Source organism: Pseudomonas mosselii (genome assembly GCF_005796105.1).
GTDB classification, from domain to species: Bacteria; Pseudomonadota; Gammaproteobacteria; order Pseudomonadales; family Pseudomonadaceae; genus Aquipseudomonas; species Aquipseudomonas mosselii_C.
This window is the reverse complement of sequence record NZ_VAUO01000003.1, coordinates 1-21,384: the sequence shown is the minus strand read 5'-3', so window position 1 is coordinate 21,384 and position 21,384 is coordinate 1. Positions and strand designations below refer to the sequence as shown.

19 protein-coding genes are annotated in these 21,384 nt (G+C 62.1%); 13 read left to right on the top strand and 6 right to left on the bottom strand.

Going from position 1 to position 21,384, the window contains the following annotated elements; translation table 11 throughout:
- Nucleotides 1-28: 28 nt before the first annotated feature.
- The 5 genes from rpsR to FEM01_RS09225 all read left to right on the top strand — a co-directional run bounded on the left by rpsR (nucleotide 29) and on the right by FEM01_RS09225 (nucleotide 5,600).
- The gene (gene rpsR, locus FEM01_RS09245) at nucleotides 29-259 is read left to right on the top strand and encodes a 30S ribosomal protein S18 (RefSeq protein ID WP_003249563.1); all 231 of its coding nucleotides are present in this window, start codon (nucleotides 29-31) and stop codon (nucleotides 257-259) included.
- 35 nt (nucleotides 260-294) lie between these two features.
- Complete coding sequence (locus FEM01_RS09240; RefSeq protein WP_138219138.1) at nucleotides 295-1,161, top strand: hypothetical protein; 867 nt, start codon at nucleotides 295-297, stop codon at nucleotides 1,159-1,161.
- Between the two features lie 20 nt (nucleotides 1,162-1,181).
- Nucleotides 1,182-1,628 carry a 50S ribosomal protein L9 gene (gene rplI, locus FEM01_RS09235; RefSeq protein ID WP_134690280.1) on the top strand — a complete coding sequence of 149 codons (447 nt, stop codon included), beginning with the start codon at nucleotides 1,182-1,184 and terminating at the stop codon, nucleotides 1,626-1,628.
- Nucleotides 1,629-1,741: 113 nt separating this feature from the next.
- Nucleotides 1,742-3,139, top strand: coding sequence for a replicative DNA helicase (gene dnaB, locus FEM01_RS09230; protein WP_138219137.1), 1,398 nt, complete (start codon nucleotides 1,742-1,744; stop codon nucleotides 3,137-3,139).
- 160 nt (nucleotides 3,140-3,299) lie between these two features.
- Nucleotides 3,300-5,600 carry a YgiQ family radical SAM protein gene (locus FEM01_RS09225; protein ID WP_138219136.1) on the top strand — a complete coding sequence of 767 codons (2,301 nt, stop codon included), beginning with the start codon at nucleotides 3,300-3,302 and terminating at the stop codon, nucleotides 5,598-5,600.
- Nucleotides 5,601-5,678: 78 nt separating this feature from the next.
- Here FEM01_RS09225 and FEM01_RS09220 read toward each other — a convergent pair whose 3' ends face one another.
- A complete protein-coding gene (locus FEM01_RS09220; protein WP_138219135.1) occupies nucleotides 5,679-6,266 on the bottom strand; it encodes a TIGR00730 family Rossman fold protein in 588 nt (195 codons plus the stop codon).
- 346 nt (nucleotides 6,267-6,612) lie between these two features.
- Here FEM01_RS09220 and azu point away from each other — a divergent pair, with 346 nt between their 5' ends.
- Nucleotides 6,613-7,062 (top strand): azurin, encoded by a 450-nt coding sequence (gene azu, locus FEM01_RS09215; RefSeq protein WP_138219411.1) that lies wholly within the window; start codon nucleotides 6,613-6,615, stop codon nucleotides 7,060-7,062.
- A gap of 95 nt (nucleotides 7,063-7,157) precedes the next feature.
- On the opposite strand, the gene nadE is transcribed toward azu, so the two are convergent.
- Both nadE and pncB read right to left on the bottom strand, forming a co-directional pair.
- Complete coding sequence (nadE, locus tag FEM01_RS09210; RefSeq protein WP_138219134.1) at nucleotides 7,158-7,985, bottom strand: ammonia-dependent NAD(+) synthetase; 828 nt, start codon at nucleotides 7,983-7,985, stop codon at nucleotides 7,158-7,160.
- A 3-nt stretch (nucleotides 7,986-7,988) separates the two neighbouring features.
- Complete coding sequence (gene pncB / locus FEM01_RS09205; RefSeq protein WP_138219133.1) at nucleotides 7,989-9,194, bottom strand: nicotinate phosphoribosyltransferase; 1,206 nt, start codon at nucleotides 9,192-9,194, stop codon at nucleotides 7,989-7,991.
- A 477-nt stretch (nucleotides 9,195-9,671) separates the two neighbouring features.
- Here pncB and FEM01_RS09195 point away from each other — a divergent pair, with 477 nt between their 5' ends.
- The 6 genes from FEM01_RS09195 (at nucleotide 9,672) to FEM01_RS09170 (ending at nucleotide 16,309) form a co-directional block, all read left to right on the top strand.
- Nucleotides 9,672-10,808, top strand: a complete 1,137-nt coding sequence (locus FEM01_RS09195; RefSeq protein ID WP_138219131.1) for a branched-chain amino acid ABC transporter substrate-binding protein — start codon at nucleotides 9,672-9,674, stop codon at nucleotides 10,806-10,808.
- Nucleotides 10,809-10,966: 158 nt separating this feature from the next.
- The gene (locus tag FEM01_RS09190) at nucleotides 10,967-11,881 is read left to right on the top strand and encodes an ABC transporter permease subunit (protein WP_138219130.1); all 915 of its coding nucleotides are present in this window, start codon (nucleotides 10,967-10,969) and stop codon (nucleotides 11,879-11,881) included.
- 2 nt (nucleotides 11,882-11,883) lie between these two features.
- A complete protein-coding gene (livM, locus tag FEM01_RS09185; protein WP_138219129.1) occupies nucleotides 11,884-13,185 on the top strand; it encodes a high-affinity branched-chain amino acid ABC transporter permease LivM in 1,302 nt (433 codons plus the stop codon).
- Complete coding sequence (locus FEM01_RS09180; RefSeq protein ID WP_138219128.1) at nucleotides 13,182-14,057, top strand: ABC transporter ATP-binding protein; 876 nt, start codon at nucleotides 13,182-13,184, stop codon at nucleotides 14,055-14,057. The genes livM and FEM01_RS09180 overlap by 4 nt, the downstream gene beginning before the upstream one ends.
- Nucleotides 14,054-14,770: an ABC transporter ATP-binding protein gene (locus FEM01_RS09175; RefSeq protein WP_138219127.1), complete on the top strand. Its 717-nt coding sequence runs from the start codon at nucleotides 14,054-14,056 to the stop codon at nucleotides 14,768-14,770. Before FEM01_RS09180 ends, FEM01_RS09175 begins: the two co-directional genes overlap by 4 nt.
- Nucleotides 14,771-15,541: 771 nt before the next feature.
- Nucleotides 15,542-16,309 carry an SDR family oxidoreductase gene (locus tag FEM01_RS09170; RefSeq protein ID WP_138219126.1) on the top strand — a complete coding sequence of 256 codons (768 nt, stop codon included), beginning with the start codon at nucleotides 15,542-15,544 and terminating at the stop codon, nucleotides 16,307-16,309.
- An 82-nt stretch (nucleotides 16,310-16,391) separates the two neighbouring features.
- Here FEM01_RS09170 and FEM01_RS09165 read toward each other — a convergent pair whose 3' ends face one another.
- The 3 genes from FEM01_RS09165 to FEM01_RS09155 all read right to left on the bottom strand — a co-directional run bounded on the left by FEM01_RS09165 (nucleotide 16,392) and on the right by FEM01_RS09155 (nucleotide 18,863).
- Entirely contained in the window at nucleotides 16,392-17,480 is a 1,089-nt protein-coding gene (locus tag FEM01_RS09165) for an AGE family epimerase/isomerase (RefSeq protein ID WP_138219125.1), read from the bottom strand.
- Nucleotides 17,481-17,608: 128 nt separating this feature from the next.
- Nucleotides 17,609-18,241 (bottom strand): TetR family transcriptional regulator, encoded by a 633-nt coding sequence (locus FEM01_RS09160; protein WP_138219124.1) that lies wholly within the window; start codon nucleotides 18,239-18,241, stop codon nucleotides 17,609-17,611.
- 121 nt (nucleotides 18,242-18,362) lie between these two features.
- Nucleotides 18,363-18,863, bottom strand: a complete 501-nt coding sequence (locus FEM01_RS09155) for a phage infection protein (protein ID WP_138219123.1) — start codon at nucleotides 18,861-18,863, stop codon at nucleotides 18,363-18,365.
- Between the two features lie 338 nt (nucleotides 18,864-19,201).
- On the opposite strand from FEM01_RS09155, the gene FEM01_RS09150 reads away from it, so the two are divergent.
- Nucleotides 19,202-21,268 carry an AsmA family protein gene (locus tag FEM01_RS09150; RefSeq protein WP_138219122.1) on the top strand — a complete coding sequence of 689 codons (2,067 nt, stop codon included), beginning with the start codon at nucleotides 19,202-19,204 and terminating at the stop codon, nucleotides 21,266-21,268.
- Nucleotides 21,269-21,384: the final 116 nt, after the last annotated feature.

Here is a 21,384-nt window from a genome sequence, read left to right as displayed (position 1 = left end):
TCCACGGACTTTTTGAGGAGCCAATCACATGGCACGTTTCTTCCGTCGTCGTAAATTCTGCCGCTTCACTGCTGAAGACGTGAAAGAGATCGACTTCAAAGATCTCAACACCCTGAAAGCTTACGTATCCGAAACCGGCAAGATCGTTCCAAGCCGCATCACCGGTACCAAAGCTCGTTATCAGCGTCAGCTGGCTACCGCTATCAAGCGCGCCCGCTTCCTGGCCCTGCTGCCCTACACCGACAGCCACGGCCGCTGAGACCGGGTCGTCGACATAAGTAGCAAGGGATAGGCATGCGAGCGTTAGCAAGTTTCATCATGCGCGGTCGTGTGCAGGCCACCCTCGTGGTGGTCATCAGTGCGGTACTGCCGCTGCTGTTCTGGTTGAGTGCCGCCGCCGGGAGCCTGGTGTTCCTGCGGCGTGGTTTCAAGGACGCTTCATCGGTCATCGCCTGGGGCCTTTTGCCGGCGCTGGCCATGTGGTTCTTCGGCGAACCGAGCACCTTGCTGGTGCTGCTGGGCACGCTGGGGCTGGCCGCTGTGTTGCGTGCCGGGCATTCCTGGAACCGGGTGCTGTTGTCCAGCATCGTGTTGGGCCTGGTGTTCAGCCTGATACTGGACGTGGTATTGCGCGATACCTTCGCGGTGCTGGCCACGGCGCTTGAAAAAGCCCTGCCGCAGTTCGAAGGCAAGCCGGTACTGCCTGGCGAGTTGATCGGCCCGTTGCTGGTCGCTACCAGTGCAGTAATGCTGCAGTTGTTAAGCGTGGTGGCTTTGATGCTGGCGCGCTATTGGCAAGCGGCGTTGTACAACCCCGGTGGTTTCGGTCGCGAGTTTCGCGAACTGAGGCTACCGCCGGTGCCAATGCTGGTACTGGTGGCGCTGATGGTACTCGGGCCGATTCTCGGGCCGCAGTTCATCGTGCTGTCATCGGCGTCCAGCCTGGTACTGCTGCTGGCAGCCATCGCCCTGGTTCATGGGCTGGTGGCACAACGGCGACTGGCTGGTTTCTGGCTGGTGGGGCTGTACGTGACGTTGCTGCTGCTGATGCAGTTGATCTATCCGTTGCTCGTGGTTCTGGCCATTGTCGACAGCCTGATTGATTTTCGCGGTCGCACGTCCCCTTCGCAGGGTGACGACTCCGCGAACGGTGAAGGTTAAAAGTTAAGAGGTTTTACCAAATGGAACTGATCCTGCTGGAAAAAGTCGCCAACCTGGGCAACCTGGGCGACAAAGTAAACGTTAAGGCTGGTTACGGCCGTAACTACCTGCTGCCATTCGGCAAGGCCACCGTTGCCAACGCCGCCAACCTGGCCGCGTTCGAAGAGCGCCGCGCAGAGCTGGAAAAAGCCGCAGCAGACAAGAAAGCTTCGGCTGAAAGCCGCGCTGCCCAACTGGCCGAGCTGGAAGTGACCATCACTGCCACCGCTGGCGACGAAGGCAAGCTGTTCGGTTCGATCGGCACCCACGACATCGCTGACGCCCTGACCGCCTCCGGCGTTGAAGTGGCCAAGGCTGAAGTTCGTCTGCCGAACGGCACCATCCGTCAGGTTGGCGAATACGACGTAGCCGTGCACCTGCACAGCGACGTTGAAGCCACCGTACGCGTGGTCGTCGTAGCTGCCTAAGCGGCTGTAATCGGCTGGCCCCTCGTGGGTCAGGCGGTTAACATCGGGCACGGTCCTGTTTTTTACAGGCCGTGCCCTTTGTCTTTTTCATCTACCCGAATTCTTGTGTGGCCATGAACGAGATCACTTCCCCCGACCAGCTCGACCTGCAAACCGCAGCCTTGAAGGTGCCGCCGCATTCCATCGAGGCCGAACAGGCCGTACTCGGTGGCCTGCTGCTGGAAAACAGTGCCTGGGAGCGAGTGCTCGACCAAGTGTCGGACGGTGACTTCTACCGCCATGACCACCGCTTGATCTTCCGCGCCATCCATAAGCTGGCTGACCAGAACCAGCCGTTCGACGTGGTCACGCTGCACGAGCAACTGGAAAAAGAAGGTCTCTCGACGCAGGTCGGCGGCCTGGCGTACCTGGCTGAGTTGGCCAAGAACACCCCGTCGGTGGCCAACATCAAGGCCTACGCCGCGATCATCCGCGAGCGGGCCACGCTGCGCCAATTGATCAGCATCAGTACCGACATCGCCGATAACGCCTTCAACCCGCAAGGGCGCAACGCCGAAGAGATCCTCGACGATGCCGAGCGGCAGATCTTCCAGATCGCCGAGGCGCGTCCGAAGACCGGTGGTCCAGTGGGCGTGAACGAACTGTTGACCATGGCCATCGACCGAATCGATACGCTGTTCAACTCCGACAGTGACATCACCGGCGTGTCCACCGGCTTCACCGATCTGGACGAGAAGACCAGCGGCCTGCAACCGGCCGACCTGGTCATCGTTGCTGGTCGTCCGTCGATGGGTAAAACCACCTTCGCCATGAACCTGGTCGAGAACGCCGTCTTGCGCAGCGACAAGGTGGTGCTGGTGTTCTCCCTCGAGATGCCCGGCGAATCGCTGGTCATGCGTATGCTTTCGTCCCTCGGCCGCATCGACCAGACCAAAGTGCGTTCCGGCCAGCTGGACGACGATGACTGGCCGCGCCTGACCTCGGCGGTGAACCTGCTCAACGACCGCAAGTTGTTCATCGACGATACCGCAGGCATCAGTCCGTCGGAGATGCGCGCACGCACCCGTCGCCTGGCCCGTGAACATGGCGAGATCGCCTTGATCATGGTCGATTACTTGCAGCTGATGCAGATCCCGGGTTCGGCGGGCGACAACCGTACTAACGAAATTTCCGAGATCTCCCGCTCGTTGAAAGCCCTGGCCAAGGAATTCAACTGCCCAGTGATCGCCCTGTCCCAGCTCAACCGCTCCCTGGAGCAACGCCCGAACAAGCGCCCGGTCAACTCCGACTTGCGTGAATCCGGTGCAATCGAGCAGGACGCCGACGTGATCATGTTCGTCTACCGCGACGAGGTGTATCACCCTGAAACCGAGCACAAGGGCGTTGCTGAAATCATCATCGGTAAACAGCGTAACGGCCCCATCGGCTTCATCCGCCTGGCGTTCATCGGCAAATACACCCGGTTCGAGAACCTGGCGCCGGGGATGTATAACTTCGATGACGATGAATAAGCCCGGGTCTATTGCGTAGACCCACTGGGTTTTGAGAGCGCCGGTAAAAAAGAAAGGCCCTTGAGGAGCAGATCAACCGACCGCTGTAGTCGGATTTGGTCAAAATTTGTGCTATTCTCCGCGCCCGCGATTTCCCTGCACACCAGAACCGGTCACTGACATGCAAGCAGCCAAACCACTCTACGACTATCCCAAGTACTGGGCCGAATGCTTCGGGCCAGCGCCTTTCCTGCCGATGAGCAGGGAGGAGATGGATCAGCTCGGCTGGGATTCCTGCGACATCATCATCGTGACCGGCGACGCCTACGTTGACCATGCCTCGTTCGGCATGGCGATCATCGGCCGCCTGCTCGAAGCCCAGGGTTTTCGCGTGGGGATCATCGCGCAGCCGAACTGGCAGTCCAAAGACGACTTCATGAAGCTCGGTGAGCCGAACCTGTTCTTCGGTGTGGCTGCGGGCAACATGGACTCGATGATCAACCGCTACACCGCGGACAAGAAAATTCGCTCCGATGATGCCTACACCCCAGGCGGGCTGGCCGGCAAGCGCCCGGACCGCGCCAGCCTGGTGTACAGCCAGCGCTGCAAGGAAGCCTACAAGCACGTGCCGATCGTGCTCGGCGGCATCGAGGCTTCGCTGCGCCGCATCGCCCACTACGACTACTGGCAGGACAAGGTCCGCCACTCGATCCTGGTGGATGCCAGCGCCGACATCCTGCTGTACGGCAACGCCGAGCGCGCCATTGTCGAGGTCGCCCAGCGCCTGTCCCAGGGCGAGCCTATCGAGCAGATCACCGACGTGCGCGGCACCGCGTTCATCCGCCGCGACACGCCGCAGGGCTGGTTCGAGATCGACTCCACGCGTATCGACCGTCCGGGCCGGGTCGACAAGATCATCAACCCGTACGTCAACACTCAGGACACCCAGGCCTGCGCCATCGAGCAGGCCAAGGGCGAGCAGGAAGACCCGAACGAAGCCAAGGTCGTGCAAATTCTCGACAGCCCGAGCGTCACCCGCGAAAAATCGGTGATTCGCCTGCCGTCGTTCGAGAAAGTGCGCAACGACCCGGTGCTCTACGCGCACGCCAACCGCGTGCTGCACCTGGAGACAAACCCCGGCAACGCCCGCGCGCTGGTGCAGAAGCACGGTGAGGTGGACGTGTGGTTCAACCCGCCGCCCATCCCCATGACCACCGAGGAAATGGACTACGTGTTCGGCATGCCGTACGCGCGTGTTCCGCACCCTGCGTATGGCAAGGAGCGCATCCCGGCCTACGAGATGATTCGCTTCTCGGTGAACATCATGCGTGGCTGCTTTGGTGGTTGCACCTTCTGCTCGATCACCGAGCACGAAGGTCGGATCATCCAGAACCGCTCCCACGAGTCGATCCTGCACGAAATCGAAGAGATGCGTGACAAGGTGCCGGGTTTCACCGGCGTTGTCTCCGACCTGGGCGGCCCGACCGCCAACATGTACCGCATCGCGTGCAAGAGCCACGATATCGAGAAGCACTGCCGCAAGCCGTCGTGCGTGTTCCCAGGTATTTGCGAGAACCTCAACACCGACCACAGCTCGCTGATCGAGCTGTACCGCAAGGCCCGTGCCCTGCCTGGAGTGAAGAAGATCCTGATCGCCTCGGGGCTGCGCTACGACCTGGCGGTTGAATCGCCGGAGTACGTGCGCGAGCTGGTTACCCACCACGTCGGTGGCTACCTGAAGATCGCCCCGGAGCACACCGAGCGCGGTCCGCTGGACAAGATGATGAAGCCGGGTATCGGCACCTACGACCGCTTCAAGCGCATGTTCGAGAAGTTCTCGAAAGAAGCGGGCAAGGAGCAGTACCTGATTCCGTACTTCATCGCCGCGCATCCGGGCACCACCGACGAGGATATGATGAACCTCGCGTTGTGGCTCAAGGGCAACGGTTTCCGCGCCGACCAGGTGCAGGCGTTCTACCCTTCGCCAATGGCCTCGGCCACGGCCATGTACCACTCGGGCAAGAACCCGCTGCGCAAGGTCACCTACAAGAGCGAAGGGGTGGAGATCGTCAAGAGCGAGGAGCAGCGCCGCCTGCACAAGGCATTTCTGCGCTACCACGATCCGAAAGGCTGGCCGATGCTGCGTGAAGCGCTGCAGCGCATGGGCCGGGCCGACTTGATCGGCCCGGGCAAGCACCAACTGATCCCGTTGCACCAGCCGCAGACCGACAGCTACCAGAGCGCGCGGCGCAAGAACTCCACCCCGGCCGGCAGCCATAAGGTGGGCAAGGATCAGAAGATCCTCACCCAGCACACCGGACTGCCACCGCGCGCCAGCGACGGCAGCAAGCCGTGGGACAAGCGCGAGAAGGCCAAGGCCGAAGCGTTCGCCCGCAACCAGCAGGCGGCCAAGGAACGTAAAGAGGCGGCCAAGGGCGGCGGCAAGGGCAAGAAGCCGCGTCAGCCGGTGATCCCGCGCTGATTCGGAAGGCTGCGTAGTGCCTTGTGGGGGCGGGCTTGCCCGCTCCCACAGGTTAGGTGTTCAGGTCGTCTATCCGGCTCAATCTGGGGCTTTGTCCACCCACTTCGGCGCCACTGGCGCAATGAAGCGGTCCATCCCGTCCAGCAACGCATCCGGCTGTTGCGCCAGTTGCAGCATCGCCCGGTGCTGCGGGCGCACGAAGCCTTCCTCGACCACGTGATCGAGGAATCCGCCAAGCTTTTCATAGAAACCGTTCACATCCAGCAGCCCCAGCGGCTTGGCGTGATAGCCCAGTTGGCCCCAGGTCCACACCTCGAACAGCTCCTCCAGCGTACCCAGGCCACCCGGCAGGGCGATGAAGGCATCGCTGAGTTCGGCCATGCGTGCTTTACGCGCGTGCATGCCGTCCACCACTTCCAGGCGGGTCAGGCCCTTATGGCCAACTTCGGCGTCCAGCAGACTTTGTGGAATGATGCCGACCACCTCGCCACCGGCCGCCATGGCGGCATCGGCGACGATGCCCATCAGGCCGACCGCGCCGCCACCGTAGACCAGCGTCAGGCCGCGTCGGGCGATAGTCTGGCCGAGGGCGATGGCCGCTTCGCGGTAGGCGGGGTTGGCGCCGCTGCTGGCGCCACAGAACACACAAACGGAACGTACAGGCATTGCTTGTCTCCCTTCACAGGGCTGACAGGGTAAGGCGCAAGGCCCAAGGTTCCAAGGCTGTTGTCACTCGGGGCGGGAAAATTCGCATGCCGCGCCAGTGGCGCCCTGGGCGTAGGCGGCGAGTAGGCTGTTCATGAAACTTGAGAAGGACATGGGGATAACTCCTAAATCAAAGGTTGTCCCATCGTCTATCAAGAGGGCATGATGTGCTCTTTGATTGGTTGTATACAATCCATTGAACAATTCAACTGACTGGCCACTTGACAGCCCTTGACCCACATCAGGGAGGGGTAGGGTGGTTTCAGGCAGTCTCGCAATTGATAAAACCCTGCCAAGGAGATTCATGATGTTTGCGAAAGCCGTAGCGGTATCCCTGCTGACCCTCGCCAGTGCCTCCGTGTTTGCCGCCGAGTGCTCCGTGACTGTCGATTCCACCGACCAGATGTCGTACACCAGCAAGGAATTCACCGTCGACAAGAGCTGCAAGGCGTTCACCGTCAAGCTGACCCACTCCGGCAACCTGCCGAAGAACGTGATGGGCCACAACCTGGTGATCAGCAAGACCGCCGACATGCAGGCCATCGCCACCGAAGGCATGTCGCAAGGTCTGGATAAGGATTACCTGAAGGCTGACAACGCCGCGATCATCGCGCACACCAAAATGATCGGCGCACCCGAGAAAGAAACCGAGGTGACTTTCGACACCTCCAAGCTCGAAGCCGGTGGCGACTACAGCTTCTTCTGCACCTTCCCAGGTCATATCTCGATGATGAAGGGCAAGGTTGTCGTGAAGTAAAGACAGCTGTGTAGGCCTTTCGGGCCTATTCGCGGGCAAGCCCGCCCACAGGGTCTGCACAGGACCTGTGGGATCGGGCTTGCCCGCGATGCTTTTTACGGCGCGAATGGCAACTCGCGCTTGTGCTGGGTCTTGCGGTAGGTGGCGACGATGATGTCGAATGCCGCCTGATCCACCGGCAGGCCATGCAGGAAGGCGTCGATCTGCTGGTAGGTCACGCCGTGGGAAGCTTCGTCCGGCTTGCCCGGTTCTAGGTCTTCAAGGTCTGCGGTCGGCACTTTTTCCACCAGCGATTCCGGCGCGCCGAAGCTGCGTGCGATCGCCCGTACCTGGTTCTTCACCAGGCCGCTCAGCGGCGCCAGGTCGCAGGCGCCATCACCGAACTTGGTGAAGAAGCCCATTACCGCCTCGGCGGCGTGGTCGGTGCCGATCACCAGGCCCGCACGGGCGCCGGCGATGGCGTACTGGGCGACCATGCGCGTACGCGCCTTGACGTTACCCACCACGAAGTCCACCAGGGTCGGCGAGCCGTCCTTGAGCGCCTGTACCTGGCCGGACAGGCCCTTGACCGCCGGGGCGATGTCCACGGTATGCACTTCATCGGCTTTGATCACGTCGAGGCACGCCTGGGCGTCGTGCTCGTCCTGCTGCACGTGGTACGGCAGGCGCACGGCGATGAAGGTGTAGGCCTTGTCGCCGGTCTCGGCGCGCAGCTCGTTGATGGCGCGCTGGGCGAGCAGGGCGGCAGTCAGCGAGTCGACGCCGCCGCTGATGCCCAGCACCAGGGTCTTGAGCCGGGCATTGGCCAGGCATTCCTTGATGAACGCCACGCGCCGGGCGACTTCGGCCTCCAGGGCGGCGGCATCGGCGAACGGCGGCTGCACCTTCAGCGCCTGGGCAATTTCTTGCTGAACGGCTTGCATGGGTTACTCCTTGCTGGGGACTTTGAATACGTGGCGCAGGTAGGCGACAAAGTTTTCGTCGCGGCACTGGGTCTTGGCGGCTTCGTCAGAGATCTTCGCTACTGGCGCGCCGTTGCAGTCGGTCATTTTAAGCACGATGTTCATCGGCGCCACACCGGGTATATCGCAGGTCAGATTGGTGCCAATGCCGAAACTGACGTTGATCCGGCCGCGCAGGGCACGGAAGATTTCCAGCGAGCGGGTCAGGTTCAGGCCATCGGAAAACACCAAGGTCTTGGTCATCGGGTCGATGCCCAGTTTCTGGTAATGCGCGATGGCCTTTTCAGCCCAGGCCACCGGCTCGCCGGAGTCGTGGCGCAGGCCGTCGAACAGCTTGGCGAAGTACAGGTCGAAATCCTTCACGAAGGCATCCATGGTGATGCAGTCGGTCAGGGCGATGCCCAACAGCCCACGGTACTCGCGCACCCAGCAGTCCAGTGCGGCAATCTGGCTGTCGATCAGCCGTGGCCCCAGTTGTTGATGGGCCATGATCCATTCGTGGGCCATGGTGCCCAGTGGCTTGATATCCAGTTTCCAGGCCAGGTCGACATTGCTGGTGCCGACGAAGCGGCCTGGGAAGTCGTCGCGCAGAACGTGCACGACCTCCTGCTGAACGCGGCTGGAAAAACGCCGGCGAGTGCCGAAGTCAGCGACCTGCAACTCGGCCAGCTCGTCATCGCTGGCATGCGCGCGCAGCCAGTCGAATTTGCGTTGCAACTGGTCGCGGGCCTCGCTCAGGCGCAGGCGCGGATGCAGGTGGCGGTTGCGCACCTCGCTGATGATGGCCAGCAGCGGCACTTCGAACAGGATCACATGCAGCCAAGGGCCGCGCAGGCGCAGGCACAGTTGATCGTGCTCTATCCCCAAGTGCACATAGCGTAGGTTGAAGCGGAACAGGCGCAGAAAGCGCAGGAAATCCGGTTTGAGGAAACTGATGCGCTCCAGGAACGCCAACTGGCCATCATCCAGGGTGAGTTCGCTGAGCAATTCGAGCTGTGCGCGGATGTCGGCGAGGTAGGGGCGTAGGTCTTCGCCGTTGCGGCAGCGAAACTCCCATTCGACGTCGGCGTCCGGGTAGTTGTGCAGCACAGCCTGCATCATCGTCAGTTTGTAGAAATCGGTGTCGAGCAGGTTGTGCACGATGCGCTCGGCGAATGCGCTCTCGCTCATCAATAAGGCTCCGGAAGCGGCGAATGGCGGACATTGTGCCAGCCTTTTCAGCCTTGTTGTGTCTGCGCCGGCCTGTTCACGGTCAAGTGCGCTCTCACCGGGCCATCCGCAAGGCCGAAACACGCGCGGCGGGTAAATTTCCGTGCACCAGCTAGCCTTTAAACGGTGCCGCCTGTAGCAGTCGCGCACCAGTGGTGTGCACTTCGGTGACGTCTGCTGTTACAGGTTGGTTGCACGTTAACACTTGCGAGGGTTGCAATGATGGCACTGGCTGGGTTGCGACCTGTCTATGTGTTTGGTAGCGCCTTGCCCATTGCAGACGGTTGCACGCTCCATAAAGAAAAGGCCGTCGGTCGCCTCGTGCAGCCCGCGGTCCTGCGTTTTCCGAGAAGACAAAACCGATGGCACGGCCCTTGCTCTGAGCACAGGGTTGAGAAGTTGTAGTGCCAACCAAAAAAACTCTAGGAGCACCACCTCATGTCGCAGACGTTTTACAAGAAAGGTTTCCTGGCACTGGCTGTTGCCACCGCCCTGGGTGTTTCTTCGTATGTTCAGGCCGACATCAAGATCGGTGTCGCGGGCCCCATGACGGGAGCCAACGCAGCGTTTGGCGAGCAGTACATGAAAGGTGCGCAGGCAGCGGCCGACAAGATCAACGCCGCTGGCGGCGTTAACGGCGAGAAGATCGTCCTGGTCAAGGGCGACGACGCCTGTGAGCCCAAACAGGCCGTGGCCGTGGCCAACCGCCTGGTCGATCAGGACAAGGTGATCGGCGTGGTAGGGCACTTCTGCTCCTCCAACACCATCCCCGCTTCCGAGGTGTATGACGAAGCTGGCGTGATCGCCATTACCCCCGGTTCGACCAACCCACAAGTGACTGAGCGCGGCTTGTCCGCGATGTTCCGCATGTGCGGCCGCGACGACCAGCAGGGCATTGTCGCCGGCAACTACATCGTCGATGTGCTTAAGGGCAAGAAGGTCGTCGTGCTGCACGATAAGGACACCTACGGCCAAGGCCTGGCCGATGCCACCAAGGCGCAGCTTGAGAAGCGCGGCGTGAAGCCTGTGCTGTACGAAGGCCTGACCCGTGGCGAGAAAGACTTCAGCGCCGTGGTCACCAAGATCCGCTCTGCCGGCGCCGACGTGGTCTACTTCGGCGGTCTGCACCCCGAGGCTGGCCCGCTGGTCCGTCAGTTGCGCGAGCAGGGCCTGAAGGACGTCAAGTTCATGTCCGACGACGGCATCGTCACCGACGAGCTGGTCACCACTGCCGGCGGTGCGCAGTACGTCGACGGTGTGTACATGACCTTCGGCGCCGACCCGCGCCTGCTGCCAGACAGCAAGGCCGTGGTGGAGGAGTTCCGCAAGGCTGGCACCGAGCCTGAGGGCTATACCCTGTACGCCTACGCCTCGCTCCAGGCGCTGGCTGCCGCATTCAATGGCGCCAAGTCGAACAAGGGCGAAGACGCGGCCAAGTGGCTCAAGGCCAACCCAGTCAAGACCGTCATGGGCGAGAAGAAGTGGGACAGCAAGGGTGACCTGACTGTCTCGGACTACGTGGTCTACCAGTGGGATGCCCAAGGCAAGTACCACCAGCTGGAAAAACAACAATAACAACGGCCACCGGCCCGGGCCTTCGCGCGCCCGGGCCGTGGCCCCGCGGTACCTGTCTTTATCCGTAGATCTGCACAGTTCTGCGCTGCGAGGGCCGCGTCATGCGTGGTCTGCCCGTGGTCGGCGCTCGTGCAATCTCAATCAGGTGAGATTGCGTTATGGATGGTATTTTCCTGCAGCAACTGGTCAATGGCCTGACCCTCGGGTCGGTCTATGGCCTGATCGCCATCGGCTACACAATGGTCTATGGCATCATCGGCATGATCAACTTCGCGCACGGCGAGGTTTACATGATCTCCGCGTACCTCGCGGCGATCAGCCTGGCATTGCTGGCCTACTTCGGCATCGAATCCTTCCCGTTGCTGATGCTTGGCACGCTGTTGTTCACCGTCGTCGTTACCGGCGTCTATGGCTTCACCATCGAGCGTATCGCCTACAAGCCGCTACGCAACTCCACCCGCCTTGCCCCGCTAATCAGCGCCATCGGTATCTCGCTGATCCTGCAAAACTACGCCCAGCTCAGCCAAGGCGCTCGCCAGCAAGGCGTGCCGACCCTGCTCGAAGGCGCCATGCGCATCGACGTGGGCTCAGGCTTCGTACAGCTCACCTACACCAAGATCTTCATCCTGGTCGCCGCGTTCGTCGGCATGGGGCTGCTCACCTACGTGATCAAGTACACCAAGCTCGGCCGCATGTGCCGTGCGACCCAGCAGGATCGCAAGATGGCCTCGATCCTGGGTATCAACACTGACCGAGTGATCTCCTACGTATTCGTCATCGGTGCGGTGATGGCCGCGCTGGCCGGCGTTTTGATCACCATGAACTACGGCACCTTCGATTTCTATGCCGGCTTCATCATTGGCATCAAGGCGTTCACTGCCGCCGTACTGGGCGGTATTGGCTCGCTACCCGGTGCGATGCTTGGCGGCATCATCCTGGGAATCTCCGAGTCGCTGTTCTCCGGGCTGATCAACTCCGACTACAAGGACGTGTTCAGCTTCTCGCTGCTGGTGATCATCCTCATCTTCCGTCCACAAGGCCTGCTGGGCCGCCCGCTCGTGGCTAAGGTGTGAACATGTCTGTTGCCAATACTGCCCAAGCTACACAAACCAAGGGTCTCGACCTCAAGCGCAGCCTGATCGAAACGGTCGTTGCCGGTCTGCTGGCGCTCATCGTGTTCGGCCCGGTCGTGGGCGTCGTGCTCGACGGCTACAGCTTCAATGCCGAGCCGTCGCGCGTGGCCTGGCTGGTCGGTGCGGTGATGGTCGGGCGCTTTGCGCTCAGCCTGTTCCTGCAAACCGCCAGCGGCCAACGCATCCAGCAAGGTTTCGACAGCGGCGGCTCCGGCGTGCATGTGCTGGCGCCGGACTACAAGAGCCGCCTGCGCTACATCATTCCGGCGTTGATCGTGATCGCCATCGTGTTCCCCATCTTTGCCAACAAGTACCTGCTGACGGTCGTCATTCTCGGGCTGATCTACGTGCTGCTGGGCCTTGGCCTGAACATCGTGGTGGGCCTGGCCGGGTTGCTCGACCTGGGCTACGTGGCGTTCTACGCCATTGGCGCCTACGGCCTGGCGCTGGGTTACCAATACCTGGGCCTGGGCTTCTGGAGCGTGCTGCCGTTGGCGGCCATCGCGGCGGCGCTGGCGGGCTGCATACTGGGGTTCCCGGTGTTGCGAATGCACGGGGACTACCTGGCGATCGTGACCCTGGGCTTTGGTGAGATCATCCGCCTGGTGTTGAACAACTGGCTGTCGTTCACTGGCGGGCCCAACGGCATGCCCGCACCATCTCCGACCTTCTTCGGCTTGGAGTTCGGCCGTCGAGCCAAGGATGGGGGTGTCCCGATCCACGAGTTCTTCGGCTTCGAATACAACGCCAACCTCAAGTTCGTGTTCATCTACGCGGTGCTGTTCCTGGTGGTGCTGGCGGTACTGTACGTCAAGCATCGACTGACCCGGATGCCGGTAGGGCGTGCCTGGGAGGCGCTGCGCGAGGACGAAATCGCCTGCCGTTCCATGGGCCTGAACCACGTCCTGGTCAAGCTCTCGGCCTTCACCCTGGGCGCGTCCACCGCCGGCCTTGCCGGGGTGTTCTTCGCCACCTATCAGGGCTTCGTCAACCCGTCGTCGTTCACCTTCTTCGAGTCGGCGCTGATCCTGGCCATCGTGGTACTGGGGGGTATGGGGTCGACCGTGGGTGTGGTGATCGCGGCCTTCGTGCTCACCGTGGCGCCGGAACTGCTGCGCAGCTTCTCCGAATACCGCGTGCTGCTGTTCGGCGTGTTGATGGTGTTGATGATGATCTGGCGACCGCGGGGGCTGATTCGCATCAGCCGTACTGGTGTAGTCCCGCGTAAAGGAGTGGCGCCATGAGCGATGAAATCATTCTGTCAGTCGACAACCTGATGATGCAGTTCGGCGGTATCAAGGCGCTCAGCGACGTGAGCTTGAAGGTCAAGCGTAACCAGATCTTCGCCCTGATCGGCCCCAACGGCGCCGGCAAGACCACCGTGTTCAATTGCCTCACCGGGTTCTACAAGGCCAGCGGCGGACGCATCGAGCTGAATGTGCGCGGCGCTACCACCAACGTGATCCAGTTGCTGGGCGAGCGTTTCCAGCCGGCGGACTTCGTCTCGCCAGCACGTTTCGCCAACCGCCTCTACTACAAGATGTTCGGCGGCACCCATCTGGTCAACCGTGCAGGACTGGCGCGCACGTTCCAGAACATTCGCCTGTTCAAGGAAATGTCGGTGGTGGAAAACCTGCTGGTGGCCCAGCACATGTGGGTCAACCGCAACCTGTTGGCCGGTGTGCTCAACACCAAGGCCTACCGCCAGGCCGAGAGCGACGCGCTGGACCATGCGTTCTACTGGCTGGAGGTGGTCGACTTGGTCGATTGCGCCAACCGCCTGGCCGGCGAGCTGTCGTATGGCCAGCAACGCCGTCTGGAAATCGCCCGGGCCATGTGCACGCGGCCGAAGATCATCTGCCTGGACGAGCCGGCTGCCGGCCTCAACCCGCAGGAGACCGAAGCCCTCAGCCGCATGATCCGGGTGCTGCGTGACGAGCACGACATCACCGTAGTGTTGATCGAGCACGACATGGGCATGGTCATGAGCATTTCCGACCATATCGTGGTGCTTGACCACGGCAACGTGATCGCTGAAGGCGCGCCGCAGGACATCCGTAACAACCCCACGGTGATCGCCGCCTACCTGGGTGCCGACGAAGAGGAACTGGTATGAGTGCACCCATTCTCGAACTGAAGGAGCTGGACGTGTTCTACGGGCCGATCCAGGCCTTGAAGAAAGTCTCGATGCACATCAACGAAGGCGAGACGGTCAGCCTGATCGGGGCCAACGGCGCGGGCAAGTCGACGCTGCTGATGTCGATCTTCGGCCAGCCTCGGGCGGCGTCGGGGCAAATCGTCTACCGTGGCACCGACATCACTCGCAAGTCGTCGCACTACATCGCCTCCAACGGCATCGCCCAGTCGCCGGAAGGGCGCCGGGTGTTCCCTGACATGAGCGTCGAGGAAAACCTGATGATGGGCACCATCCCCATCGGCGACCAGCATGCCGACGAAGACATGCAGCGCATGTACGCGTTGTTCCCGCGTCTGAAGGAGCGGCGCAACCAGCGAGCGATGACCATGTCCGGGGGCGAGCAGCAGATGCTTGCCATCGCCCGCGCGTTGATGAGCCGGCCCAAGCTGCTGCTGCTCGATGAACCCTCGCTGGGGCTGGCGCCGATCGTGGTCAAGCAGATCTTCGCCACCTTGCGCGAGCTGGCGCAAAGCGGCATGACCATTTTCCTGGTCGAGCAGAACGCCAACCACGCGTTGAAGTTATCGGACCGTGCCTACGTGATGGTCAACGGGCAGATTCGCATGACCGGCACCGGGCAGGAGTTGTTGGTCAACGAGGAGGTGCGTAACGCCTATCTGGGCGGGCACTGAACAATCCCCCATCGCGGTTCAGCGCTATAAGGAGCGGCCTTGTGCCGCGAACACCCGCATAGCCAACGCTATCCACTGATTTGCCTGCTTCGCGATGCGTTACAGGAGCAGGCGGCGCGGTGCATGGCACCGGCTATGCCGGTGTTCGCGGCACAAGGCCGCTCCTACAAGGGGGGCGGTGGATTTTGCTGTTGCGCAGTGCTACGGGAATCAGGCACAGCATGTGGACAACTTGTCGCATATCTTTCCCGAAGCACTCCACAATCCTGCCGCAAGCGCTTGTTTCTACACGTACAAAGCTTTCCACCGATTGTGTGGAACCGGCTGTGGAAAACATGGTGGCACTTCTCTGTAAGGCTTGTTTTTCAAGGCTTTCAAGGGGTTGGTCGTTTTTTGAGCAGCTGTGCCTCGTGCAGGATTTCACTGTACTTTTCGGCACAAGCAAGCGTCTCTCCATAGGTGAGAAAGTCTGTGGATAACTCTGTGCAAAAGCCTTGGACAGACTGCCGCAGGCGGCATGCTTGAAAGCGTTGGGCCATCACCGCAGATTTCCACAGGCGCGAATGGGCAAACCGGCTTTGCTGAGTTGCCCCCAATCGGTGGGGAAAGCCTTGTGGATAACGTGCGCATAGCCTCATGCAAGCCCTCTGTCACGGGGCTTTGGCGATGCTGTACGTTTTTTGAGCAAGCGCTGCAACGGTTGTCGTCAACGCGCGCGACGGGCATGCTGCGAGGCCTTCCGACGATTATCCACTGCGAGGAGAGACAAGCATGACGCCCAGCGTATTCATCACAGGTGCCACTTCCGGTTTCGGCGAGGCCACTGCCCGTCGCTTTGCCGATGCCGGCTGGAAGCTGGTTCTGACCGGCCGTCGCAAGGAGCGCCTGGACGCTCTGTGCGCCGAACTGTCGGCCAAGACTGAAGTGCACGGCTTGGTGGTCGATGTGCGTGATCGCAAGGCCATGGAGGCGGCCATTGCCAGCCTGCCACCGGCGTTCGACAAGCTTCAGGGTTTGGTCAACAACGCCGGCCTGGCGCTGGGTGTGGATGCTGCGCAAAACTGTAGCCTGGACGATTGGGAGACCATGGTCGATACCAACATCAAAGGCTTGATGTTCACCACCCGGCTGCTGCTGCCACGCCTGATCGCTCACGGTCGCGGTGCGTCGATCCTCAACGTTGGCTCGGTGGCGGGCAACTACCCGTACCCAGGCAGCAATGTCTACGGCGGCACCAAGGCTTTCGTCGGCCAGTTCTCCCTGAGCCTGCGTTGCGACCTGCGCGGCACCGGGGTGCGAGTCACCAACATCGAGCCGGGCCTGTGCGAGAGCGAGTTCTCGCTGGTGCGTTTCGGCGGTGACCAAGCCAAGTACGATGCCACCTACGCCGGTGCCGAGCCAATCCAGCCGCAGGATATTGCCGAGACCATCTTCTGGGTGCTCAATCAGCCGGCCCACGTGAATATCAACAACCTTGAGCTGATGCCGGTGAGCCAGGACTGGGCCGGGTTCTCGATCGATCGTTCGGCCAAGGGCTGAGTGTCAGCGGCGTCGGACCTGCGCGCTCATGCGGCGACTAGATATGTCAGTCGCCCACGAGCGCGTCAGCGTCTGGACGCTGTCAGGGCAGGCGCTGCAGGCCTTCCAGGCAGGTCGCCAGGTGGTAGGGGGTCGTCGAAGGCATGTCATGCCGGCTGACGGCGCCGGCAGCGTCCCGACATTCATACCAGCCGGCGTCGTGCAGAAATCTTGCGTGCAGGGCATGCAGTTGCGCCTGCCGCTGCTCGTCGCTGTCTGGACGTAGTGCCAGGGCGCGCAGGTATTCAGCCTGTGCCCAGATCCGCTGAGTGGCGTCGAGCACCTTGCCGTGCACATCGAGCATCGCCAGTACGGCCGAATCCTTCACGCCGTAGCGTTCGGCATAGCCGAAGGCACGTTCGAGGGACGCATGCAACGGCGTGCCGCGCAGCAACGGCGAAGTCTCCAGTAGATAGAACCACTCGAACTGGTGACCGGGCTCGAACCAGTTATCCACAGCTCCGCGTGGCTTCTCCAGCATCAACCCATGCTGCGGCTCTATGAAATGCGTTTGCAAGGCGTTGCACAGGTCCAGCAAGGCCTGCTGGGTGGCGTGGTCCTCACGCACGGCCAGCACCTGCAGGAAGGCTTCGGCCAGGTGCATTTGCGGGTTCTGCAACGGGCCGCTGCCCAGGTCCGACCAGTCCTCGCCAAGGCTTGCCTCGTACAGACCATCGTCCCGGGCGAACTGCTCGGCGACGATCTCCAGCGCGGCGTCGAGCGCCGACGCCACCAAGCCTTCGCGCACCTTGCCCCAGTAATGTGCGCAGGCGAAGACGATGAAGGCGTGGGTGTACAGGTCTTTGCGCCGGTCCAGCGGCTTGCCTTCGGCGTCGATGCTGTAGAACCAGCCGCCGTGCTCTGCATCGTGGAAGTGGCGTTGCAGCGAGCGGAACAACGCGCCAGCCCGTTCGGCTGCGCCCGGTTGCTCGATACGGCTGCTGAACAGGTAGAGCTGGCGCGCGCAGGCCATGGCGCGGTAGCGCTGTACGGGCAGTGGCTGGTGCTGGGCGTCGAGCGCCTCATAGGGCAGCGCCAGGTCGGCGTTCCAGCCCGGACCTTGCCACAACGGCACGATGCGTTCGGCGAAATGCTGGCGGAAGCGGGTCAATGCGGGGCGGGGGTCGGACATGCTGGCGCTCGTGGACGGTCGGGCAGGGCGCCATGGTAGCAGCAAGCGGCGAGTTGCAAGCTGCAAGCTGCAAGAAAAAGCCTGCGCGCGCCTTGTTTGCCGCTCGTAGCTTGAAGCTTGAAGCGGCCTCAGCTGGGGTTACCCAGCCCTTGCCAATGCCGCGCGCCGACGAAGATAAAGCGCAACTGCTGGGTGATTTTTTCCTGGGCGCTGATGGCCTGAGGGTTGCCCGGCTCGGGGCTGTCGATCAGTTCCGGCAGGGTGGCGAACACGGTCTTGACCACCAGGTCGGCCATCACTGCCAGCGCGGCGCCGTCCAGGTGCTGCCAGCGCGGCATGCGCGCAAGGTCGGTGGCCAGGTCGGAACTGATGGCCTGGCGCAGGCGGGCGATGGCCTGGCGGACCGCTTGTGAGCCACCATACTGCTCGCGCGCCAGGAACAGAAACTGCGCGTGGTGAGCGGCGACCACATCGAGAAAAATACGTACCGAGGCGTCGGTGATACCGCCCAGTTCGAATTCGTTCTGGCGCACCAGGCGGATAGTCTGGCGGAAGGTGGCGTCGATCTCTTCGACCAAGGCCAGGCCCAGCGCATCCATATCGGGAAAATGGCGGTAGAAGCCGGTAGGTACGATACCCGCTGCCTTGGCGACTTCGCGCAGGCTGATACTGCCGAAACCACGACCGCTCTCCATCAGCAGGCAGGCGGCATCCAGCAGGGCCTGGCGGGTTTGCAGCTTCTGTTCGGCGCGCGGCAGCATGGGCAGGGTCTTGTGGGGGTACGGCTGGGCATTCTGGATAAAAAAACGAAGCCCGGTCAATGGACCGGGCTTGGAGGGGAGCAGATACAGCAGGGTAAGTTGTTGTTTTCGGCCATGGCGATCAGCTCACACGGCTGAATTCGATCAGGCGGTCAGAGCCACCTTCGGCAACACGGTCGTTACGTTCGATCAGGCGATCCGAGCCACCTTCGGCAACGCGGTCGTTACGTTCGATCAGGCGATCCGAGCCACCTTCGGCAACGCGGTCGTTACGTTCGATCAGGCGGTCCGAGCCACCTTCGGCAACGCGGTCGTTACGTTCGATCAGACGGTCCGAGCCACCTTCGACAACACGGTCGTTGCGTTCGATCAGGCGGTCCGAGCCACCCTCGGCAACGCGGTCGTTACGTTCGATCAGGCGGTCCGAGCCACCTTCGGCCAGACGACCAGCGCGTTCTTGCAGGCGTTCTGCGCCACCTTCGGCCAGGGTGTCGAGCGATTTGGCCACGGTCACCGCGCTGGAGCGCGACTCGGCGGTCAGGTGCTGGTCGCCGGCAGGCAGCGCGAAGGCGTTGGCAGCCAGTACGGAAAGGGTCAGGCTTAGCAGCAGTTGGCGTTTCATGATTCGGTGCTCCTCTGGAGGGCTGGAAAGTGGGTACGAAGGCAATGCTACGCCCAGTAACGCCAGAGAAAAGTTCATCAGGATAATGGTAACAATCGACGCCATTGATACTTAAGCGCAGAGGCTCTGGATCAAGGGTTCCGGCGCTCGCGGCAGGCATTCCTCACGCGCGCCGGGGCGTAACATCGAGGTGTCGAGACGGGCAAAACCTGAGCAAGGCATCAGAAAAACCTGGGTATCATGGTGCAGCGGATTAAACCCAGCGGTGTTTCATCAGTCCCACATACAAAGCGCCACCGCTACGCCGCCTCGTGCCACGCAGTCAGGAGAACCCCGCAATGACGCGCCCCGCCAGAATCCTTGTCTGGAGTTTCGCCACCCTCGCCACGCTGCTGGCGATTCTGGTCGTGGTGATCGCCACATTCGATTGGAACCGGGTCAAGCCGCTGCTCAATGAAAAGGTCTCCGCAGCCCTGCATCGGCCGTTCGCGATCAACGGCAACTTGGCCGTGCATTGGCGCACCGAACCTGAAGAGGGCGGCTGGCGGGCTTTCGTGCCTTGGCCGCACTTCAGCGCCGAAGACCTGGTGCTGGGCAACCCTGACTGGCTCAAGACGCCGCAGATGGTCAGCCTGCAGCGGGTCGAGTTTCGCCTGGCGCCGTTGCCGTTGATTGTCCAGCGCATCAGCATCCCGCGTATCGATCTGGTCAAGCCCACCGCCAGCCTCACCCGCCTGGCCGATGGCCGCGCCAACTGGACCTTCGACCTGGGGCCCAAGGACGAGCATGAGCCGCCCTCCAAGTGGGTGCTGGATATCGGTGCGATTGGCTTTGATCAAGGCAACATCAGTTTCGACGACCAAACCCTCAAGACCCGCTTGAAGGTGCAGGTCGATCCACTCGGCAAGCCGATTCCGTTCAGCGACATCGTCGGCAAGGCGCGCGCCGAGAAGAGCGCAGGTGCTCAGGACTATGCTTTCGGCCTCAAGGCCCAGGGGCGTTACAAGGACCAGCCGGTGTCCGCCACGGGCAAGATCGGTGGGCTGCTGGCCTTGCAGGACGCCCGCCAGCCGTTCCCCTTGCAGGCCGATGCGCGTATTGGCGACACCCAGGTCGCGTTGGCTGGCACCCTGACCGACCCGCGCAACCTTGGTGCTCTGGATCTGCGCCTGAAACTCTCCGGCAGCAGCCTGGGCAACCTCTACCCGCTGACCGGCGTCACCCTGCCGGATACCCCGGCGTATGCCACCGACGGGCATCTGACCGCCAACCTGCACGCCGCAGACGGCGCGCAGTTCCGCTACGAAGGTTTCAACGGCAAGATCGGTGACAGCGACATTCACGGCGACCTGGCTTTCGTTGCCAGCCAGCCACGGCCGAAGTTGTCGGGCAACCTGGTGTCCAACCAACTGCTGTTCAAGGACCTCGCGCCGTTGATCGGTGCCGACTCCAACAGCGAGCAGAAAGCCCGCGGCGGTGCCAGCAAGCAGCCGAGCGGCAAGGTGCTGCCGGTGGAAGCGTTTCGCACCGAGCGCTGGCGTGCCATGGACGCCGACGTCAGCTTCGCGGGCAAGCGCATCGTGCATAGCGAGAAACTGCCGTTCAACGACCTGGCGGCGCATGTGATCCTCGACGACGGCCTGCTGCGCCTGGAGCCGCTGCGCTTCGGTGTGGCGGGCGGTAACCTCGATGCCAACATCCGTCTGGATGGGCGCACCACGCCAATGGAGGGCCGCGCCCAGTTGACCGCACGCGGCTTCAAGCTCAAGCAACTGTTCCCGACGTTCGCGCCCATGCAGACCAGTTTCGGTGAACTCAACGGCGATGCCGACCTCAGTGGTCGAGGCAACTCCGTGGCCGCGCTGCTCGGGACCGCCAACGGCGACCTGCGCCTGCTGATCAACGATGGCGCCATCAGCCGTAGCCTGATGGAGATTGCCGGGTTGAACGTGGGTAACTACGTGATCGGAAAGTTGTTCGGTGACGAGGACGTGAAGATCAATTGCGCCGCCGCCGATGTCGGGGTCAAGAACGGCTTGGCGACCACGCGTTTATTCGTCTTCGATACCGAGAACGCGATCATCTACATCAACGGCACCGCCAACTTCACCAGTGAGCAACTGGACCTGAAGATCAACCCCGAGTCCAAGGGCCTGCGCCTGTTCTCGCTGCGCTCGCCGCTGTACGTTCGCGGCCCGTTCGCCAAGCCGAGTGCCGGGGTGCAGGCGGTGCCGTTGGCGCTGCGGGGGGCGGGAATGGTAGCGCTGGGTGTGGTGGCCGGCCCAGCAGCGGGCTTGCTGGCGCTTATCGCGCCGAGCAGCGGCGATGTGCCGAACCAGTGCACGCCGTTGTTGCAGCAGATGAAAGCCGGCAAGGCGCCAGCGGCGGTGAAGGGGCGCAAGTAACAGGGGCCGCTTGGCGGCCCATTCGCGGGCAAGCCCGCTCCCACAGGCTGTTCACTGCCTTGCAGGCATGTGCAATACCTGGACTGCCCCCAAGAAGTTGGACACCAATCCAACCC

What these genes read in the sequence shown, in the direction of transcription:
- FEM01_RS09165 (WP_138219125.1), bottom strand. Translation starts at nt 17,480, where the DNA reads ATGTCCGACCCCCGCCCCGCATTGACCCGCTTCCGCCAGCATTTCGCC.
- FEM01_RS09155 (WP_138219123.1), bottom strand. Translation starts at nt 18,863, where the DNA reads ATGAAACGCCAACTGCTGCTAAGCCTGACCCTTTCCGTACTGGCTGCC.
- dnaB (WP_138219137.1), top strand. Translation starts at nt 1,742, where the DNA reads ATGAACGAGATCACTTCCCCCGACCAGCTCGACCTGCAAACCGCAGCC.
- FEM01_RS09190 (WP_138219130.1), top strand. Translation starts at nt 10,967, where the DNA reads ATGGATGGTATTTTCCTGCAGCAACTGGTCAATGGCCTGACCCTCGGG.
- nadE (WP_138219134.1), bottom strand. Translation starts at nt 7,985, where the DNA reads ATGCAAGCCGTTCAGCAAGAAATTGCCCAGGCGCTGAAGGTGCAGCCG.
- livM (WP_138219129.1), top strand. Translation starts at nt 11,884, where the DNA reads ATGTCTGTTGCCAATACTGCCCAAGCTACACAAACCAAGGGTCTCGAC.
- rpsR (WP_003249563.1), top strand. Translation starts at nt 29, where the DNA reads ATGGCACGTTTCTTCCGTCGTCGTAAATTCTGCCGCTTCACTGCTGAA.
- FEM01_RS09180 (WP_138219128.1), top strand. Translation starts at nt 13,182, where the DNA reads ATGAGCGATGAAATCATTCTGTCAGTCGACAACCTGATGATGCAGTTC.
- FEM01_RS09150 (WP_138219122.1), top strand. Translation starts at nt 19,202, where the DNA reads ATGACGCGCCCCGCCAGAATCCTTGTCTGGAGTTTCGCCACCCTCGCC.
- FEM01_RS09195 (WP_138219131.1), top strand. Translation starts at nt 9,672, where the DNA reads ATGTCGCAGACGTTTTACAAGAAAGGTTTCCTGGCACTGGCTGTTGCC.
- azu (WP_138219411.1), top strand. Translation starts at nt 6,613, where the DNA reads ATGTTTGCGAAAGCCGTAGCGGTATCCCTGCTGACCCTCGCCAGTGCC.
- FEM01_RS09160 (WP_138219124.1), bottom strand. Translation starts at nt 18,241, where the DNA reads ATGCTGCCGCGCGCCGAACAGAAGCTGCAAACCCGCCAGGCCCTGCTG.
- FEM01_RS09240 (WP_138219138.1), top strand. Translation starts at nt 295, where the DNA reads ATGCGAGCGTTAGCAAGTTTCATCATGCGCGGTCGTGTGCAGGCCACC.
- FEM01_RS09175 (WP_138219127.1), top strand. Translation starts at nt 14,054, where the DNA reads ATGAGTGCACCCATTCTCGAACTGAAGGAGCTGGACGTGTTCTACGGG.
- FEM01_RS09225 (WP_138219136.1), top strand. Translation starts at nt 3,300, where the DNA reads ATGCAAGCAGCCAAACCACTCTACGACTATCCCAAGTACTGGGCCGAA.
- pncB (WP_138219133.1), bottom strand. Translation starts at nt 9,194, where the DNA reads ATGAGCGAGAGCGCATTCGCCGAGCGCATCGTGCACAACCTGCTCGAC.
- rplI (WP_134690280.1), top strand. Translation starts at nt 1,182, where the DNA reads ATGGAACTGATCCTGCTGGAAAAAGTCGCCAACCTGGGCAACCTGGGC.
- FEM01_RS09220 (WP_138219135.1), bottom strand. Translation starts at nt 6,266, where the DNA reads ATGCCTGTACGTTCCGTTTGTGTGTTCTGTGGCGCCAGCAGCGGCGCC.
- FEM01_RS09170 (WP_138219126.1), top strand. Translation starts at nt 15,542, where the DNA reads ATGACGCCCAGCGTATTCATCACAGGTGCCACTTCCGGTTTCGGCGAG.